Here is an 18,246-nt window from a genome sequence, read left to right as displayed (position 1 = left end):
CTGCATGAGTGCCCTGTACGGGACCCGGTCCCGTACAGGGCACTCACGTCACCCCTGCTGCTCCCGCGCCTTCCGCAGCCGCTCAGCGAACACAGCGTGCGCAGCACGCATCTCCTTCTCGCGCTCGGCCTTGTAGAACGGAGCCGTGTACCCCTCCGGGGGTTCCGAGCGCTCGTCGTTGTTGTAGGCGACGAACTGCTCGTAGTCTTCCCTGGTCTGGCCGAAGCCGTAAGCGTGCCGGACTCCAGCAATCTTCCGTTCGTTGGCGTCGAACCACGTGACGGCATCGAAGTCCTGCATGTTCGGGAAGCGGGACGTGTACATAGCCCCCAAAGCGTCTGCGCTAACTCCCAGCCACACCGCAACCAAGGCGTCGATCTCCACCAGGGCCGCACGACGCGCACGCTCGGTCCGCAGCGGGACGTCGTGGGTCCAGTCCGGAGTGACAGCGTGCAGCGGCTGGAGATCGGACCAATCGTGAGCCCAAGACTCATAGCCGGGCCAGGTCGGATCGTACAGCTCGTGCCAGAGGTCAGCGTAAGCGCTCGTCAAACAGTTGAGACGCAAGGTACGGAGGAGTAGGGCCGATGCGAGGGGGTGATCCAGATTAGGAGCAGGCATCCTGCACGCAGGAGCCTTCTTCAAGTGACCAACGCCAGTAGTTCGCAACAAGTAGTCCACCGGCATTCCGGCCCAGAAACCGGCGGTGAGGGCCGTGAGGTGCACATTTCCAACTACTGCACTGTGCACGAGGTCAACGTGCGCCGCGCCCTTCGGAATGATCGCAGTGTATAGGCTGCGTTCCGTATCGGGAGCAATCATCTCCCGCCACCCCATCCGGTAGAAATCGGTATACGGCCGTCGCAACCGCTGCACCAACTGTCCGTCCACCTCCTCCACCGTGACCTCCTCAGGGGCAACGCCCTTTGCCTCGGCCACAGCGGCTCGCGCCCGCGTCACCTCACTGTCCGACGCCCGTAGCTCGTCCAGCGTCCGGTGATCGCTCCACACGTCCTGGGCAGCGCGGCATGTGGCGGGCTTCGCCACGTACACGTACTCGGACTCTGGGACCGCGTCATCCGACAGCGTCAGCGGGTTGAGGCCCAGTACCTCACCGGCGCCTTGGCTGGGCTGCTTGAACATCGGGTTCGCCAAGCCGATCTGCGGCCCCTTGAGGATCACCCCGGACCAGTCTTCCGGCCGCTGCACTGCACCCGTCGCATCCGGCACGTTGTAGTCGATGAGGCCGGCCGCCTTGGCACCGCTCTCGTGGTACCCGCTGCTGATTTGAGGGTCGTAGTTCGCGAGCCGCAGTGGGTAATCAGCCAGCGCTTCGATCGCCGGGTCCTCGGCCGTGCTCACCGGGGAAAGCAGCCGACCCTGTCGCACGGGCTGCCGCCCCTCATCGCCCGTCAGGCGCTGCCATCGCTCCAGTGCCTCCTCGTTCACCCGAACGATCCGCTTACGATGTGGGCGCTCGTCCCACTTACCGGCGTACCGAATACCCGGGGCGGGCGCGGTTCCATCATCCTGCGCCGATAGCCTCAGCGCATCCACGGAAACCAGCCACGACAGATGATCAAAGCCGATCTCGCCCTCCTGCCCATAGATATGCACTCCGAAATGGCTGGCGTGTCCCACAGGTGGTGGAAAGAACCGATTGCCTTGGTTCACGAAATCGCCGTGCACTCGGAGTCGCGTATAGGCAGCCTCCCGCAGGCGCGCTTCCCTGTCGCCGCTGAAATGCGAGCCGGGGTGGACGAGCCCAACCGTCCCCTCCTCCGCCATGTGCTCCCATGTACGGCACATGAAAGCCCGGTACAGATCCGGCTGTGTGCCCGGCAGCAACGGGTAGATCAGGCCGGAACCGAGCATGGCTCCCGTACCGCTGTGTGCTGCCAGCTCGTTCAGCAGGTAGCCGCGCACGGACTCCGACGTCAGCAGTTCGTCCCGCCGCCGTCTGCGCTCAACGTTCGTCGGCCTCTCCTTGAGCATGAACCACGGCTCGTACTCGGCGAGCAACGGGCTTTCCTCCCACTTGGGCCGCACCCAGGGCGGGTTGCCCACCTGGAGGTCGAATCCCCCGCGCTGCCGGAACACGTGGGCGAAGTACAGTTCCCAGTGGAAGAAGCCGTGGCCGTCCTCGGTCCTGATGTCGCGCCCGTTGGTGCCCGCGATGTCCTCGACGACGTTGAGCCACGGGAAGCGCTCGGCCAGCTTGAACGGGGAGTCCATGCCGAGGACTCCGTCCAGGCTGCGCTCGTACGTCTCCAGGAGCGGCAGTGCTTCGTCCACGGGGAGGTCGTCCAGGCCGTCCAGGAACGAACCGGCGTCGGCGTCCCTTGTGCCGAGGGTCAGTTCCAGGAATTCCAGCCAGTCGGCGAACGTCCTCAGCGGGACGACCGGGCGGCGCCGGTCCTCGACGATCCCGGCCTTCCTGCCGGTCGCCCGGCGCCCCTTGGTCCGCAGGCCCTTGACCTCCAGGCCCCTGGCGCTGTCCGCAGCGGCCTCACTCAGCTCGCCCTGTTCACCGTCGGGGTGGTCGAAGAGCCCGGCGGCCTGCCAGCCGGCGTCACCCGGTGCGGGACTGCTCGGAGAGGCGGGCTCCGGTTCCGTCGTCACCGGAGTGAACAACGGCGTCAGCACCTCGTCACCCGGCTCGTAGGCCGTCGGGTCGGTGCCGTCCAGCAGCCCCACCTTGTCCAGCGGCCAGAACCACAGTGCGCACCACACGTCCATGACCGTCTTCAGTCGCCAGTACGGCGTGCCGGCCGCTGTCAGGTCGTCCAGGACGCGTTGCTTGTCCGCCGCCTCCGGCGCGGGGTCCAGCCAGCCGGCGCCCCACACGTCGATCCGCCGGGAGATCTTGCGCTCGGAGAGTTCCAGGCGCTTGGCGACCAGGCTCCACAGGAACTCGGCCCGGCGGGCCACCGCCTGCACTCGGCCGCGCTCGGTCCTGGCCGCCGCCTTCGCCCACCTGTCGTACCGTGCCTGCCGCTTCTCGGGCGACTCGTCGTCCCGCTCCTCGAACGGCTTGCCCTTGGGTGCCTTCTGCACGCCCTTGCGCCACTGGCCGAGCGCTGCTGCCTCGTCCTCCGCCAGCTTCTTCGCCTCAGCCTCTCCGGCCACCGCGCCCCAGCCGAGTGCGGGGAGCAGGAAGTGGTGCACCGCGCCGTCCGGCAGTTCGCCGTCCCGGAAGGGGAGGTCGGTGGGCGGCAGCGGCGTCTTCTTCGACAGCCACGGGCCGGTTGTCAGCGCGTCCGCGCCGTACACCTTGCGGCCGGCGCCGATGAGGGAGTTGCCGCGCCTGAGGTGCAGGCCGAACCAGGGCGCGCGCATGCCGGGGTGCATGGAGTTCAGCCAGAGCGAGACCTCGGCCAGCTCCACGGCGGTGGCGTTGAGGTCCACGCCGTACGCGTTGTGCAGGGCGATGTACGCCTTTGCCTTCTGGAGTTCGACCGGCCGCGCCTCCGGGTCGACGCGGCGGCCCAACTCCCGCTCCCGGCGCCGCAGGTACTCCGCCGCCACCTGGTCGATGGCCTCGTTGAGGAACGCCCCGGAACCCAGCGCGGGCTCGCAGATCTTCCAGCCGAGCAGTTCCTCGGCCCTCGTCGTCGTGCCGTCCTGGTCCAGGCGGTGCTTCAGGGCGAGTTCGACGGTGACCTCGGTCAGCGACTTCGGCGTGTAGTAGGAGGCGGAGGTCTGGCGGTCCCGGCCCGCCAGGCGGTACACGAACGAGCCCCGGGGATGGACGACGCGCACCGGCCGGCCGGTCTCCTCGTGGGGGCGCTCGACGAACACCTCGTCCGGGTAGCCCTGGACCCGGCCTGCGGGGATCATCCAGCTCCCGCCGGACGCGTCGCCTCGCTTGGCCACCTCGTACAGGTCCTCGTCGGCGATGAACCCGGTGTAGGACATCAGGCCCTCGTAGACCGCGCCGAGCTGGTTGATCCCGAGCTGCGCGTACGAGATGAACCCGCCGCGTTCGCGCCCCCGGCCCCTGGTGAGCATCAGGCGGCGCAGCACCTTGTGCAGTGTCTCGTTGCGCAGCCGGGTGTCCAGGAACTCGGGCAGGCCGGAGCCCTCCTCGTAGGCCGGGTTCTCGATCCGGTCGGCCGAGATGAGGCCCACCGCGTCGCTCTCGAACAGGTCGGAGCGCAGCGGCTCGAAGCGCAGTCCCACGTCGGCACTGCGGGCGGCGGCCTTGCGGGCGCGGTCGGCCTCCCGGACCCGTTCGGTGTACTCGTCCCGGGTGATGGTCCCGGCGGCCAGGGATTCGGCGGCCTCCCGCTCGGCCTCCCCCGCCGCACGGTCGGCCTCCCGGGCCGCGAGGTCCTCGGGCTCGCTGCCGAACTCCCGGTGGCCCTTCTGAACCTGCTGGAAGAGGAGGTCCAGGGACTCGTACAGGTGGTAGCCGTTCCGGGACCGCTCCCCCACCAGGTCGCGGACGACGAGGTCGCCGAGGCGCTGGAGACCGTAGCCCCGGGCGTACTCGGGATCGTCGGCCGGGAGGATGCCGAGCGACGGCTGGGCCTCGGCGTACAGCAGGAACAGGACGCGGTAGAGGTAGCGCAGCGACTCCCGGCCGAGTGCCTTGGCCAGGCGATCCGGTTCGTCGATCTGCTCCGGGCGGACGCCCTGGTCCCGCAACCTGGCCAGGACCTCGTTGGCGATCCACTCGACGGACAGCCGCAGCCCCTCCCGCAGCTCGGTCGAGACGCCGACCGCGTGCTTGCCCGACCTGTCGACGAAGCCGGCCAGCGGCGCGGTCCCGCCCTGCTCCGGGACCCGGAGGGAGTCGGCGCCGAACAGCGCGGCGACCGTGTCGAGTTCCCCGCCGTTGCGGACGTCACGCCGGTGCAGCGCGGCGTCCAGTCCGACGGCCAGGTAGCGGCCCTCGTGCCAGGCGAGCCGGTCCGCGAGCACGACGACGCCGCCGGCCATCATCAGGACGTAGCGCGGCGGTTCGTCGCACTCGAAGAGGAAGTCCGTCAGGGCCTTCGCGTCGGTGAGGCGGGCCGCCGCCTCCAGCGCGACGGGGTGCAGCAGGCGGCCCGCGCCGTCCGGGTCGAGGGCCGCGTCCGGCGCGTCGGTCCAGCCGCAGGAGACGGCCCTCAGGCCGGGCTCGGCATGCAGGACCTGGACCGGGTACGCGTGGCCGGAGCGGTGGACGGTGACGGTCTGCTCGTGGGCCCCGTCGAAGCCGAGCGCGCGCAGGGTGCCCAGGTGCAGCTCGGTGAGCCGCTTGGCCCAGTCGGCGGGAACGGGCGCGTCCGGCACGGCGAGGGCTTCCGCGTCCCGGGCGAAGTCCGGGCGGGAGGCGAAGTAGGGCCCGTGCAGGGCGCGCAGTCCTTCGCGGGGAGTGCGGACACGCGGCGGGACGGTCCCGGGATCGTGCCCCTCGGACGTGGCACGGGCGAGCGCGTCGGCGTGGGCGCGCTTCTCCCGCTCCTCGGTCTCGGCCCACCGGGCCAGGAGGCCGCCGCCCGCCTTGAGGTCCCTGGGCAGGACCTCGGCGAGGTAGTGCGCCGAGAGGTAGTCGCCGTGGTTGACCAGCGAGTCGTACGTCACGTCAGAGTTCTCCGCCGGATCGGTGGGCGTGGTCGGGGGCGCGGTGAGCGGGCGCCCCGTCCGCGTGCTCCTGCCAGGTGCCGTCCTCGGCCCCGTCCGGAGTCCCGTCCGGAGTCCCGTCCGGAGTCCCGTCCGGAGTCCCGTCCGGAGCGGGCCGGTCCAGGACTGCCAGGACTCGCAGGAGGGGTGACCCGACGGTGTTCAGCTGGTCGAGGAGATCGGCCTGGTCGCCCGCGGTCTTCTCCACCTGCCGCTTGCGCCGGGCGCTCCCGCCGGACAGCGAGTCCAGGGACTCCTGACGCCAGTCGGACAGCCGCTCCCGGTACTCGGCGAGCGGGCCGCTGAGCTGCCGCGCCCACTCGTCCCTGGACGCCTCCACGTGCTCGCGGGCCCGTGCCACCGCGGCGGGCACCAGCGACCGGAGGTGCGCCAGGTCACGCGGATCGCCGGTACGGGCCAGGTCGGGACGGACCTTCGCCGCCCGCAGGGCGTCGGTCATCTCGCCCACGGGGACTTCCCCGTCGGCGCTGACGGCCATCCACCGGACGACCGTGGGGCGGCCGAGCGCGTTGGAGCAGACGCCCTGGATGAGGAAGGTCGGGTGCTCCACGTACGGGGACGTGATCACCGGTGCCTCCTGCCGGCCGAACTGCACCAGCACCTTGTCCGTGAGCCACTCCACCACGGGGTGGATGTCGCTCAGATGCGAGACCGTGGGCCAGATGGTGCCCGTCGCCTCGCGGGCCTCGGTCAATTTGTCCTGGGCGAGGCCGCGGTCGAAGGAGAGGATCATCTTCTCGGCCACCCCCTGCTCCTTCAGGTAGGAGGGCGGCAGGGCCTTGAGGCGACGCAGCAGGTCGGGGGCCTTGACCGGGGAGAGGGAGAAGTACGGGCGCTCCCTGGCGTCCCTGCTGCGGGACAGGCCGATCGCCTCCTCGGCGTGGTCCTCGTACAGCTCGGCCAGCGCCGTGTCCACGAAGGCCGAGGTGTCGCCGTCGAACAGCGAGGGCACCTCGGCACGGGCCGGCAGCTCCACCTCGGTGATGGCGTCCACCTGGCCGAACAGTCCCGCCAGGTCGGCGTCGTCCGCGGCGGGCGCGGAGGTGAGGAAGTCCTCGACCGTGCCGCCTTCCACCAGTTCCCTGATGAGGCGCCGCTCCTCCTCGTCGGCCCGGTAGTAGCCGGTCTCCGCCTCCGCCGTGCCGCTCAGCTTGTGCGCCTCCTCCTCCCGGACGAGCAGCTTTTCTGCGACGGTCCTGTCGTCCTTGGCCCCCGGCCGGGCGGAAGTGAGGATCAGCGCGCGGAACTCCGGCTCGTGGAGCTGCCCGTACCGGTCGATGCGTCCGTTGCGCTGCTCGATGCGGATCAGCGACCACGGGATGTCGTAGTGGATCAGATGGTGGCACTGGCGGTGCAGGTTGACGCCCTCGGAGGCGACATCGCCGGCGAACAGCAGCCGCACCGGGGCACCCGCGAGGCTGAACTCCTCCCGGATCACCCGTTGCTGCTCCTCCACGATGCCGCCGTGCATCAGGCGCACGGCCTTGTGGCCGCCGTCCTTGCCACGCCGGAAACCGAGGCGGTCGGGGACCTTCTCGGCCAACCACTTGAGGGTCTCGACCCGCTCGGAGAAGACCACCGCACGCGTGTCGCTGCCCGGTCCGACCCCGATCTGCCGCAACTGCTCCACCAGCGCGTCCAGCTTTGTGGAGTCCCCCGGCGCGCTGCCGTCCCCCATCGTGTCGACGAGGGCACGCAGGCGGGTCAGGGCGGCCTGCTCCCCGGCGATCGCCGGGTCCGGCCGCTTCCCGCCGACCACCGCGTCCCGCTCCCGCTTGCCGAGCGCGGTGACGCGCCGGTCGACCAGCTCCCGCAGGGCCACGTGGGAGGAGAGGAAGGTCTTGAGCACGTTGTACGCGAAGAGCGGGTCGGTACTCACCGGGGCCCGCTCCTGGTCCGCCGTGCCGAAGTCGGTGCCGGCGGACGGCGCCGGCAGCCAGTGCTCGGCGAGCTCCGCGAAGATCCGCTCCTCGGCCTCGTTGGCCGGGCAGCGCAGCGAGCGGGTGGGGCCGCGGTCCGCCCACTGCGTGCCGATGCCGTCGCGGACCTCGGGGCTGATCTTCGTGCGCCGGATGAAGAGGTGCCCGAGGTCGCCCGCCGGGTCGTAGTGGTCGCGGTCCACGATGGCGGCGGGATCGAGCAGCGCCACCAGGTCGGCGAAGGAGCGCTTGTCGCCGTTGTGCGGGGTGGCGCTGGCCAGCAGCAGGGCGTCGGTGCGCGGGCTGAGCGTCTCGGCGAGGGCGCGACGCTGGCTGCCCTGGTTGATCAGGTTGTGCGACTCGTCGATGACGACCGCGTCCCACTGGATGCGTTCCAGGTGGTGCCGGTACTGGCCGATGTTCTTGAGCGTGTCGACGGAGATGATGACGCGCTTGTAGTGGGTGAACGGGTTGCGGCCCGCCGGGATCTCCCGCTGGATGCGCTGGATGCCCAGCGAGTCGAGCCGCACCAGCGGAATGGAGAACCGCGTCCACAACTCGTGCTGGAACTGCTCCAGGACACTCTGCGGGGTCACCACGAGGATGCGCTCGCCGCGGCCCCGGCGGATCAGCTCGGCCAGGGTGAGACCGATTTCGAGGGTCTTGCCGAGGCCGACGACATCGGCGATCAGGATGCGGGGGCGCAGGTTGCGCATCGACAGGGCGAGCTCCGCCGGGCGCTGCTGGTAGGGCAGCGGGTCGAGCAGGAAACGGTCCGCCAGCGCGAGGCCCCGCTCGGTCTGCGGCAGCGGCGTCTTGCGCAGGACCGCTTCCAGGAAGAGCCGTCCGCGGCGGAAGTAGGAGGAGGTGTCGGGGACCAGACGCGTCTTCTCCGGTTCCAGGAGCTCGACCGTGTCGATGCCGGTGAAGAACACGGCCTCCTCGTCCCGGACGAACTCCGAAACACCGATGGCCTCGATGCGGTCACCCTCGTGCTCGGTCCGGCGCGCGGTCCTGACCAGCCACTCCTCGTCCCGGACAAGGATCTGGGCGCCGGCCGGAAACCGATTCTGGCCCTGCTGCGTCACGCGTGCTCACTCCGTTGTCCGTGCCGTTTCCGAGCCGGCACATACCGCCCGCTCGATGCGGCCCCGAGTCTTTCACGGGGCCTGCCCGGCTCACGGCGGAATACCGACAGAGCGGCACTTCCGCCGGAAGGCGGAAGGCGGAGGGCGGAGGGCTCCTCAGAATCGGGCGTCACTCGCGTATGCGGCCCGCAGCGCCTCGGCGATCCGCAGCGGCACGGCGTGCCGCACACCCGGCCGCGCGGGCCGGTCCTCCGGAGCGGACGGACCGGCGGGCGAGGCGACTCCGGGCGGTGCCGGATTCCCCGGGGCCGCCTCCCCACTCCCGTCACCGTCCTCCTCGCTGTCGCGGGGAGCGTCCTCCGGAGTCGGGGAAGCCTCATCCCCCTCACGCGCAGCGATGTCCACCACGGTCGGGGTGTAACCGGAGTGGTTCCGCTGAACGTCGTCGAGTTCGGGCGGGAGGGGTGCCTCGGGCAGTGCGAGCTCCGGTGTCAGCGCCGTGAGCAGGCGTTTGGCCCGCGCAGCAGTAAGCCCCCGGCCCACGATGACGTGCACGAGCTGCTCGGTGACCCGGGGCAGCGTCGGCCGGTCGACGGGGTCGAGGGCAAGCATCGAGGAGATCAACGGCGCCAGCTCGGTTGGCAGTCCGTCGAGGTTCGGCGGGACAGCCGGGTCCTCGATGCGGCGGGCGACCGCTTGCCAGCTAGCGCCGGTGTACGGGTAGTGCCCGGTCGCCGCGTACAGCAGGGCCGCGCCCAGGGCGTAGACGTCCGCGGCCCGGTCGAGGTGCTGCCCGCCCTGGGTCTGCTCGGGTGGCATGCACAGCACGGAACCCACCACCACGCCTCTCGCGGTCAGCGTCGAACGCCGCTCGGCCAGCACTGCGAGGCCGAAGTCGATCAGCTTCGGCCCGGAAGGAGCGAGCAGGATGTTCTGCGGCTTCAGGTCGCGGTGCAGCAAACCGGCTTCGTGAACGGTGCCAAGGCCTTCGGCCAGCAGCGCCCCGAGACTGGCCACCTCCACGAGCGGGAGCCGTCCATGCTCGGTGACCTGGACCCGGAGGTCGGGCCCGGGGACGAACTCGACGGCCAGCCACGGACGTTCCGCGTGGGCATCCGCCGCGACGAAGGAGGCGATGAAGGGGCCGTACACGGTTTTGAGGCTGTCCACCTCCAGCAGGAACCGGGCCCGGCTGTCCTCGTCGAGCACCGAAGGCTTGATCACCTTCACCGCAACCAGCTGACCGGCCGGTGACTCCGCAAGGTAGACCTGCCCCATGCCGCCCGCGCCGAGCCGGCCCACCAGCGTGTACGTACCGATGGCCCGCGGGTCGTCGTCCCTCAATGGCTCCACTGTGTGCGGGCCTCCCCTGTGCTCTGCCGACCGGTGCGCTCCGCCGGCCGACGATCCGCACACCTCCTCGCAGGCGGTCACCGACCCGACTGCACCGGCAGTTTAGAGGCTGTCCCCTCTTCCGCGGAGGCGACGGCCCTCGTGGCACCGTTCCCGACGTACGGCTTCCGCCGGCTCCACCAGCGGGCGTCGGTCAGCAGCTCCTCGAAGACAGCAGTGCGTTCGCCGCGACCGGTCCGGTGGTGGACAGCCGCTCGCCGGACGGGTCGTACCGGGCGGGGAGGCGCTGCCCGAGGCGCGGGCCGGGGCCGGGAGCGGCGCCCCTCCCGGCCCCGGCCCGGCACCCCGGCCCCGGTCGGGTCAGGTGCCGCTTTCCGCCATGCGGCGGCGCAGGCTCAGCGGACGCATGTCCGTCCACACCCGGCCGATGTGGTCCAGACACTCCTGCCGGGTGCCGGTCGTGCCCTCGGCGTGCCAGCCGTCCGGGAGGGTCCGGTCCTGCCGCCACACCGAGTACTGCTCCTCGTCGTTCCGCACCACCCGGTAGCCGGGCTCGTCGCTCTGGCTCATCGCTTCGGTCCTCCCGTGTTCGATCGGTCGTCGGGGCACAGCGTGCCCCGCCCGCCGGGACGGGCACAGGGACAAACGCGCAGAAGGCCGGGTGCCGCCCACTGCCCGTCCTTCCCTGGTGGCACGGCCGCGACGGCGGCAGGGTTCCCGGCAACCCCTGGAAGGAGTTCGCCATGACGGACGTCCCGGACCACGTGCACCTGCCCACCGGCGGCTGGCGGCTGTGGGACCACTTCGCGCTGCGCGGCCCCGGCTTCCCCGCCGAGGGGGTCCTGCGCACCGCACCGCCCGGGCTGGCACCCGCGGCGGACAAGTTCGCACCCGGTGACCGGCTCGACGGCCCGGAGTGGGAGCACTTCACCGAGGCGTTCGACGCCGGTGCCGTGCACACCGCGCGGTTCCTCCAGGAGATCGCCGGCGACCCGCGCTTCCGCGCCGCGGTGGCCTGGCAGAACCCGGCGGTTCTGCGCACCGGCATCGCGCCGTTCCTCGCCTGGACGCCCACCGCCGCCGGCCGCAGCTCCATGCCCCGGCAGCGGGAGGAGCTCGTCGCCCACTACTGGCAGCGCTTCTGCGTCAAGAACGACACCATCGGCTTCTTCGGCCCCGTCGGCTGGGGCCGCTGGGACCTCGGCACACGCGGCCTCACGGTCGACCCCGGCAAGGGCCTGGTGGAGACGTCCACCGTGTACTTCGCGAGCTGGGCGATCGACGCCCTCGCCGCCTCGCTCGCCGCCGACCCGGAACTCCTGGCGTGGATACCGCCCCGCCGCGTGTCGTTCGTACACTTCGGGGACGGCACGGTCCACGTGCCGGGGCGGGCTCCGCAGCCGCTGCCGGACGCGGCGCGCGCCGTGCTGGAGCGGTGCGACGGGACGCGGCCGGTCGGCGCCGTCGCCGCCGAACTCGGCCGTCCCGAGGACGAGGTGGCGGAGACCGTCCGGTGGTTGCAGGGCAGGCGGTGGGTGCACTGGCGGCTGGACGTGCCCAGCAGCACGTACCCCGAGCGGGCGCTGCGGGAGATCCTGGAGCGCGTCGGTGACGCCCGGGTGCGCGAGGCGGCCCTGGAGCGGCTGGACGTGCTGGAGCGCGGACGGGACGCCGTGCAGGCCGCCGGGGCGGACGCCGAGGCGCTGACGTCCGCGATCAGCGCCCTGGAGGCGGACTTCGCCGCCCTGACGGCCACCGACGGGCAGCGGGCCAAGGGGTCCCGGACCGCGCCCTGCCGGGGCCTGGTCTACTCCGACAGCCGCCGGGCCGCGACCGCCACGGTCGGCACGGCGCTATTGGACGAACTCACGCCGCTCGCCCAGTGCCTGACCTCGGCGCGCTGGATGACCAACCGTTTCGCGGAGCTGGCGACCGCCCGGTTGCGCGCCCTGTACGAACGGCTGGCGGCGGACGGGCCGGTGGACCTGGCGACGCTGTGGCTGTCCGGTCTGCCCTCCCCGTACCCGGGCGCGGACCAGGACCTCGACGCCGTCCAGGCCGAGTTGCGCGCGAAGTGGGCGCGCGTGCTCGCGCTGCCGGAGGGCGTGCGCCGGGTGCGGCTGTCCACGGCGGATCTCGCCGACCGGGTCCGGGAGGAGTTCGAGGAGCCCGGCACCGGGTGGTCCCTGGCCCGCTACGTCAGCCCGGACCTGCTGGTGCTCGCCGAGGGCCCCGAGGCCGTCGAGCGGGGCGACTTCGACCTGGTGCTGGGCGAGATGCACTGCGCGCTCAACACGATGGGCGCCTCCCTCTTCGTCCATCAGCACCCGGACCCGGGGGCCCTCGTCGCGGAGACGAGCCGCGACTTCCCCGGCCCCCGGCTGCTGCCGATGCTGCCCAAGGAACTGCCGCTGAAGTGGTCGTCCCGCAGCCGGCCGGCGCTGGACCGGCCGGAGGACCACTACGTGGCGCTGGTCGACGACACCGGCGACCCGCACCGCCCGCGCACCGTGCTCGCCGCGGACGTAGCGGTGGAGGACGACGCGGTGGGCGACGGCTCCGGCCGGCTCACCGCCGTCCTGCCGGACGGAAGCCGGTTCGACCTGCTCGATGTCTACGCCAACACGCTCACCCAGCGCGTCATGGACCGCTTCACGCTGCGCCCCGCGGGGGAGCACACTCCGCGGATCACGCTGGACAGGACGGTCGTCGCCCGGGAGACGTGGACCTTCCGCGCGGGCGGACTCGGCTTCGCCGACGAGAAGTCGGAGCCCCGGCGCTTCGTGCGGGCCCGGCACTGGCGGCAGGAGAACGACCTGCCGCGCTTCGTGTTCGTCGTCTCCCCGGCCGAACCACGTCCGTTCTACGTGGACTTCGACAGCCCGGTGTACCTGAACATCCTCGCCAAGGCGGTGCGCAGACTGGCCCGGAAGGATTCGGGGGCCAGGCTGAAGGTCAGCGAAATGCTGCCCACGCCGGAGCAGGCCTGGCTGCCCGACGACCAGGGCCGCACCTACACGTCCGAGCTGCGCTTCGTCGCCGTCGACCGGACGGTCGTCGACCGGGCGGACATCGGCCCGGCCGGCGTCGACGGGGACGGGGGCGCGTGATGCGGACGTTCGTCGACGACATCCTCGCGCAGGCGGCCCGCACCCCGGGCCGGGTCGCCGTCACCACTCCGGACGGGGAACTGACCTACGCCGGACTCGCCGCGCGGATCGAGCGGCTGGCCGCGGTGCTGCGGTCCCGCGGGGCGGGGCCGGAGCGGGTGTGCGCCGTGGCGGTGCCGCGTGGGGTGGACGCCGTCGTGGCGCCGGCCGCGGTGCTCCGGGCGGGTGCCGCGTTCCTCGGTCTCGATGTCGAGCAGCCGCCCGCGCGCCTGGCCGCTCTGGCGGCCAGTGGCGGCGCGGAGCTGCTGGTGACGACGTCGGAGCTGGCGGCGCGGCGGGGCGGTACGCCGATTCCGGGCGCACCGGTGCTCGTGGACGCCCCAGCGCCGAGCGGTCCGCCGCCGGAGGCCGAGCCGGGCTCGTACCCGGAGCCGGAGCCGGTGGACGGCCGGGCACTCGCGTACGTGAGCCACACCTCCGGCTCCACGGGCGAGCCGAGCCCCGTCCTCGTCGAGCGGCGGTCGGCCGACTCCTACCTGCGCTTCGTCGTCCGCGACTACGGGCTCGGCCCGCACACCGTGGCCCTGCAGACCGCGCCGCAGGGCTACGACGCGGCCGTGCGGGACACGTTCGCGCCGCTGCTGGCGGGCGGGCGCCTCGTCCTGGTGCCCCGCGCGGACCTGATGCGGCCGGACGCGTTCGGTGCGACCGTGCGCCGCCACGGGGTCGACACCCTGCTCAGCGTGACGCCGTCGTTCCTGGCCTTCCTCGCCGGACAGCCCGACGCGCGGCGCCTGCTGGCCGGGGTGCGGTTGGTGGTCTCCAGCGGGGAGTCACTGCGGCCGTTCCTCGCGGCGGGCGGCCGGGAACTCGTCGAGGGGACGCTGGTCAACCAGTACGGACCCACCGAGTGCACCATGACCTCCACCCGCCGTGTCGTGCCGGAGCGGCCCGAGCGGCGGGGCGATCCGGCCGACGTCGTGGGCTCACCGATCGACGGCGTCGTGGTGCGGCTGCTGGACGCGGCCCTGGTCCCCGTCCCGGACGGCTCCGTCGGCGAGGTGTTCATCGGCGGTGTCGGTGTCGCCCGCGGCTACCGGGGCCTGCCCGCCCGCACGGCCGACCGGTTCGTGCCGGACCCGCTGGGCCCGCCCGGCGCCCGGCTGTACCGCACGGGCGACCTGGCCCAATCTGGGCCGGAGGGGTTGGAGTACCTGGGACGCACCGACCGGCAGGTCAAGCTGCGCGGTCACCGCGTGGACCCGGCCGAGGTCGAGGGCGCGCTGCTGGGCCACCCCGGTGTCACCGGGGCCGTCGTCACCGCGGAGACCGACGAGCGGGGGCGGGTGTTCCTGGTCGCTCATGTGACGGGCGACCTGGCCGGCACGACGGACGGCGCGCTGCGCGCCCATCTGGCCACCACCCTGCCCCCGCACCTGATGCCGCGCCGCTTCGCGCGGCTGGCCGCGCTGCCCACCACCCGCAGCGGCAAGGCGGATCGCCGGGCCCTGGCAGGAAGCGGGGGACGGCCGTGACCACCGCCCTCGTGTCCCCCGGCCCGGCCGCCGTCGCGGAGGCCGCCGACCGCATCGCCGGACGGGTCCTGCGCACGCCGCTGCTGGCGGGCCCGCCCGTGCCGGGCAAGCGGCGAGCGGGCTGGCGGCTGCGGCTGAAGGCCGAACACCTCCAGTACGGCGGCTCGTTCAAACTCCGCGGCGCCGCGAACGCGGTACTGGCCCTCGGAGCCAGGCGGATCGTCGCCGGCTCCTCGGGCAACCACGGCATCGCCCTGGCCCGGCTCGCGGCACCGCTGGGCGTCGAGGTCACCGTCGTCCTGGCGGCCGGAGCCGACCCGGCGAAGGCGGCCCTGATCCGGGCCCTGGGCGGCCACACCGTCGAGGTGCCCGGCGGTGTGGCCGAACGCGACGCACGGGCACGGCAGTTGGCCGAGCAGACCGACGCCCGGCTGGTGCCGTCCTCGGACCACGCGCTCGTCGTCGCGGGCCAGGGAACGGTGGCCCGGGAGATCCTGGAGGACGCGCCGGACACCGCCACCCTCTGCGTCCCGGTCGGGGGCGGCGGGCTGCTGGCGGGGACCTGCCTCGCCGCCCGCGACCTCCGGGTACGGATCATCGGCGTCGAGCCGGCGACCACCCCCCGCTACGGCCGCTCCCTCGCGGCCGGCCGGCCCGTGCGGCTGGCGCCCGGCGACACCGTCGCCGACGGGCTGCGCGCCCAGGAACCGGGCACGGTGACCTACCCCCTCGTCCGCGACCGGGTCGACGACCTGATCGCGGTACCGGACAGTGCGATCCTCGCCGCCGCCCGCCTGCTGCGCGGTCGCGGTGTCGAGGCCGAACCCAGCGGCGCCGTCGCGCTGGCCGGGGCGCTGCGCCTCGGACACGAGGGCGGACGTGTCGTCGCCGTCGTCTCCGGCGGCAACACCGCGGCGGCTCTGCGCGCCGCCACCACCTATCCCCACCGGGAGGACCTGCCATGACCACGAACGCCCCCGCCGGCCCCGCCCCCACCGCCGGCACGGCGGAGCGTCCCACCGGGGCGGCGCTCACCGCCCTCGTCGTCGGCGCCTACCGCGAGGCGCTGGGCTCGGAGGAGATCGACCAGGACAGCGACTTCTACACGTGGGGCGGTGACTCGCTGACGGCGTTCCGCGTCACCGCGACACTCCAGGACGCGCTCGACGTGGACGTGCCCGTGGCACTCGTCTTCGCCTATCCGACGCCCGCCGACCTCGCCGACGTCGTGGACGCCGACCTGGTCCAGGTGTGAGGAGCACACCATGACCGAGACCTCTGTGCCCGGCGGCGGGCGCTGGCGGCTGTGGGAGCAGTTCGCGCTGCGCGGCCCCGGCTTCCCCGCCGACGGGGTGCTGCGGCTGGCCCCCGGTGGACTCGCCGCCGCAGCCGACAAGTTCGGCCCCCGCGACGAGCTGGCCGGGGAGAGCTGGAGCGACTTCGCCGCCCTGTTCGCCGACGCCGCCGTCGAGACGGCCCGCACCCTCCAGGACATCGCGCGCACGCCCGTCTTCCGGGAGGCGGTGGCCTGGCAGAACCGTCCGGTGCTGCGCTCGGGCATCGCGCCGTTCCTCGCCTGGACGCCCACCGCCGCCGGCCGCAGCTCCATGCCCCGGCAGCGGGAGGAGCTCGTCGCCCACTACTGGCAGCGCTTCTGCGTCAAGAACGACACCATCGGCTTCTTCGGCCCCGTCGGCTGGGGCCGCTGGGACCTCGGCACACGCGGCCTCGCCGTCGACCCCGGCAAGGGCCTGGTGGCCGGGACGGAGGTGTACTTCGCCAGCTGGGCCGTCGACGCCCTCGCCGCCTCGCTCGCCGCCGACCCGGAGCTGTGGCCCTGGGTGGCGCCGCGCCGGGTGCCCTTCGTGCGGCTGTCCGGTGCGGAGGTCGCCGTGCCGGGCCGCCCGGCGCAGCCCGTCACCGCCGAGGACGCCGCCGTGCTGTCGCTGTGCGACGGTCTGCGGCCGGTGCGGGAGATGGGGCGGCGGCTGCCGGGCGTCGACGTGCCCGGCGTGCTGGACGGTCTGGTGGGGCGCCGTCTGGTCGTACGGAAACTGGAGGTACCCGCCGGGGCCCGGCCGGAACGCGCCCTGCGCGCCTGGTTGGAGGGGGTCGGCGCGCCGGGCCCCCGGCGACGCGGGCTCGCCGCGCTCGACGCCCTGGAGCAGGGCCGGGACCGGATCAGCGCAGCGGACGGGCCGGACGCGCTGGTGGCGGCGCTCACGGAGCTGGAGGACCGGTTCGTGGCGCTGACCGAGACGGCGGCCCACCGGGAGAAGTCGGCCGGGACGGCGCCCTGCCGGGCCCTGGTGTACTCCGACTGCCGCCGCGCGGCGACGGCGACGGCGGGCCGGGCTGTTCGGGAGGCGCTCGCGCCGCTCGATCCGCTGCTCACCAGCGCCGCGTGGCTCACCTCCCGGCTGGCGTCCGACGTGCTGGAACGCGCCCACGAGGTCTACGCGCGGCTGGCGGAGCGCGGCCCCGTCGACCTGGCGGCCTTCTGGTTCGCCTGCATGCCGGTGCTGCACGGCGCGGCGCGGGAACGGGCGGAGGAGCTCGGACGGGAGTTCCGCAGCCGGTGGGAGGCGATCCTGGCCCCACCGCCGGGCGCCCGCCGGGTGCGGCTCTCCCTGGCGGACGTCGCCGGGCCGGCGGCCGAGGCGTTCGGTGGCGGCGGAGGGCCCGGCTGGACGGCGGCACGCTACCTCAGCCCGGACGTCATGGTCGCGGCGGAGGGTCCCGAGGCCGTGGCGCGCGAGGACTTCACCCTCGTCCTGGGCGAGTTGCACCTTGCGGCCAACACGCTGGGGGCCTCCCTCTTCGTCCACCAGCATCCGGACGCCGACGAGTTGCTCGGCCTCACCGGCCGCGACCACCCCGGCCCCCGACTGCTGCCGCTGCTGCCCAAGGAGCACCGCTCCCGGCTCTCGGCGCGGATCAGGAACGCCCTGGTCCGCCCCGAGGACTACTACGTGGCGCTGGTGGACTTCACGGCCGACCCGGCCCGCCCCCGGACCGTGCTCAGCGCGGACGTGGCGGTCACGGAGGACGAGGAGGGCGCGCTGGTGACCGTGCTGCCCGACGGCGCGCGCTTCCCGGTCGCCGACGTCTTCGCGCACGTCCTGACGACCCTGGCGATGGACCTGTTCCGCCTGCTGCCGGAGGAGGCGGAGCACTCCCCGCGCGTGACCGTCGACCGGCTCGTGGTGGCCCGTGAGACGTGGCGTCCGGCCGTGGCGGGGATCGGCTTCGCCGGGGAGAGGGACGAGGCGCGGCGTTTCGTGCGGGCCCGGCGGTGGCGTGCCGCACTCGACCTGCCGCGGCAGGTCTTCGTCGTGCTGCCCACCGAGTCGCGGCCGTTCTACGTGGACTTCGACAGCCCGGTCTACGTCACCATCCTGGCCAAGGCGCTCCGCCGGGCCGCCCGCAGGGACCCGGAAGCACGGGCCGTCGTCACCGAGATGCTGCCGACGCCCGAGCAGAGCTGGCTCACCGACGACCAGGGGCGGGCGTACACCTCCGAGCTGCGCTTCGTCGCCGTGGACGAGCACGGGACGGCCGCGGAGAGCGGGAGGGGGGTGAACGGCGCGCCCTGAGACCCGCGTGCGCC

9 protein-coding genes are annotated in these 18,246 nt (G+C 73.0%); 5 read left to right on the top strand and 4 right to left on the bottom strand.

What is annotated here, in order from left to right; genetic code table 11:
- Positions 1–48: 48 nt before the first annotated feature.
- The 4 genes from H300_RS0107390 to H300_RS0107375 form a co-directional block, all read right to left on the bottom strand.
- Positions 49–5,571 carry a hypothetical protein gene (locus H300_RS0107390; protein WP_028426926.1) on the bottom strand — a complete coding sequence of 1,841 codons (5,523 nt, stop codon included), beginning with the start codon at positions 5,569–5,571 and terminating at the stop codon, positions 49–51.
- A gap of 1 nt (position 5,572) precedes the next feature.
- Positions 5,573–8,638: a DEAD/DEAH box helicase gene (locus H300_RS25510; RefSeq protein WP_078515785.1), complete on the bottom strand. Its 3,066-nt coding sequence runs from the start codon at positions 8,636–8,638 to the stop codon at positions 5,573–5,575.
- Positions 8,639–8,794: 156 nt separating this feature from the next.
- On the bottom strand, positions 8,795–9,991 hold the full coding sequence (locus H300_RS0107380; protein ID WP_028426925.1) for a serine/threonine-protein kinase: 1,197 nt from the start codon (positions 9,989–9,991) through the stop codon (positions 8,795–8,797).
- A gap of 360 nt (positions 9,992–10,351) precedes the next feature.
- Positions 10,352–10,561 carry an MbtH family NRPS accessory protein gene (locus H300_RS0107375; RefSeq protein WP_037979412.1) on the bottom strand — a complete coding sequence of 70 codons (210 nt, stop codon included), beginning with the start codon at positions 10,559–10,561 and terminating at the stop codon, positions 10,352–10,354.
- Positions 10,562–10,734: 173 nt separating this feature from the next.
- Here H300_RS0107375 and H300_RS25505 point away from each other — a divergent pair, with 173 nt between their 5' ends.
- The 5 genes from H300_RS25505 to H300_RS0107350 are packed head-to-tail and all read left to right on the top strand — an operon-like array spanning position 10,735 to position 18,232.
- A complete protein-coding gene (locus H300_RS25505; RefSeq protein WP_051269690.1) occupies positions 10,735–13,101 on the top strand; it encodes a lantibiotic dehydratase in 2,367 nt (788 codons plus the stop codon).
- Positions 13,101–14,636: an amino acid adenylation domain-containing protein gene (locus tag H300_RS0107365; protein WP_028426923.1), complete on the top strand. Its 1,536-nt coding sequence runs from the start codon at positions 13,101–13,103 to the stop codon at positions 14,634–14,636. Before H300_RS25505 ends, H300_RS0107365 begins: the two co-directional genes overlap by 1 nt.
- Positions 14,633–15,601, top strand: coding sequence for a pyridoxal-phosphate dependent enzyme (locus H300_RS0107360; protein ID WP_028426922.1), 969 nt, complete (start codon positions 14,633–14,635; stop codon positions 15,599–15,601). The genes H300_RS0107365 and H300_RS0107360 overlap by 4 nt, the downstream gene beginning before the upstream one ends.
- On the top strand, positions 15,598–15,891 hold the full coding sequence (locus tag H300_RS29875) for an acyl carrier protein (RefSeq protein WP_078515784.1): 294 nt from the start codon (positions 15,598–15,600) through the stop codon (positions 15,889–15,891). Before H300_RS0107360 ends, H300_RS29875 begins: the two co-directional genes overlap by 4 nt.
- Before the next feature lie 10 nt (positions 15,892–15,901).
- Positions 15,902–18,232 carry a lantibiotic dehydratase gene (locus tag H300_RS0107350; RefSeq protein WP_028426921.1) on the top strand — a complete coding sequence of 777 codons (2,331 nt, stop codon included), beginning with the start codon at positions 15,902–15,904 and terminating at the stop codon, positions 18,230–18,232.
- Positions 18,233–18,246: the final 14 nt, after the last annotated feature.

The organism is Streptomyces sp. TAA040, assembly GCF_000424845.1.
Note: the sequence above shows the minus strand (reverse complement) of the source record. Positions and strands in the feature narration are given on the sequence as shown.

What these genes read in the sequence shown, in the direction of transcription:
- H300_RS29875 (WP_078515784.1), top strand. Translation starts at nt 15,598, where the DNA reads ATGACCACGAACGCCCCCGCCGGCCCCGCCCCCACCGCCGGCACGGCG.
- H300_RS0107365 (WP_028426923.1), top strand. Translation starts at nt 13,101, where the DNA reads ATGCGGACGTTCGTCGACGACATCCTCGCGCAGGCGGCCCGCACCCCG.
- H300_RS0107350 (WP_028426921.1), top strand. Translation starts at nt 15,902, where the DNA reads ATGACCGAGACCTCTGTGCCCGGCGGCGGGCGCTGGCGGCTGTGGGAG.
- H300_RS25505 (WP_051269690.1), top strand. Translation starts at nt 10,735, where the DNA reads ATGACGGACGTCCCGGACCACGTGCACCTGCCCACCGGCGGCTGGCGG.
- H300_RS0107375 (WP_037979412.1), bottom strand. Translation starts at nt 10,561, where the DNA reads ATGAGCCAGAGCGACGAGCCCGGCTACCGGGTGGTGCGGAACGACGAG.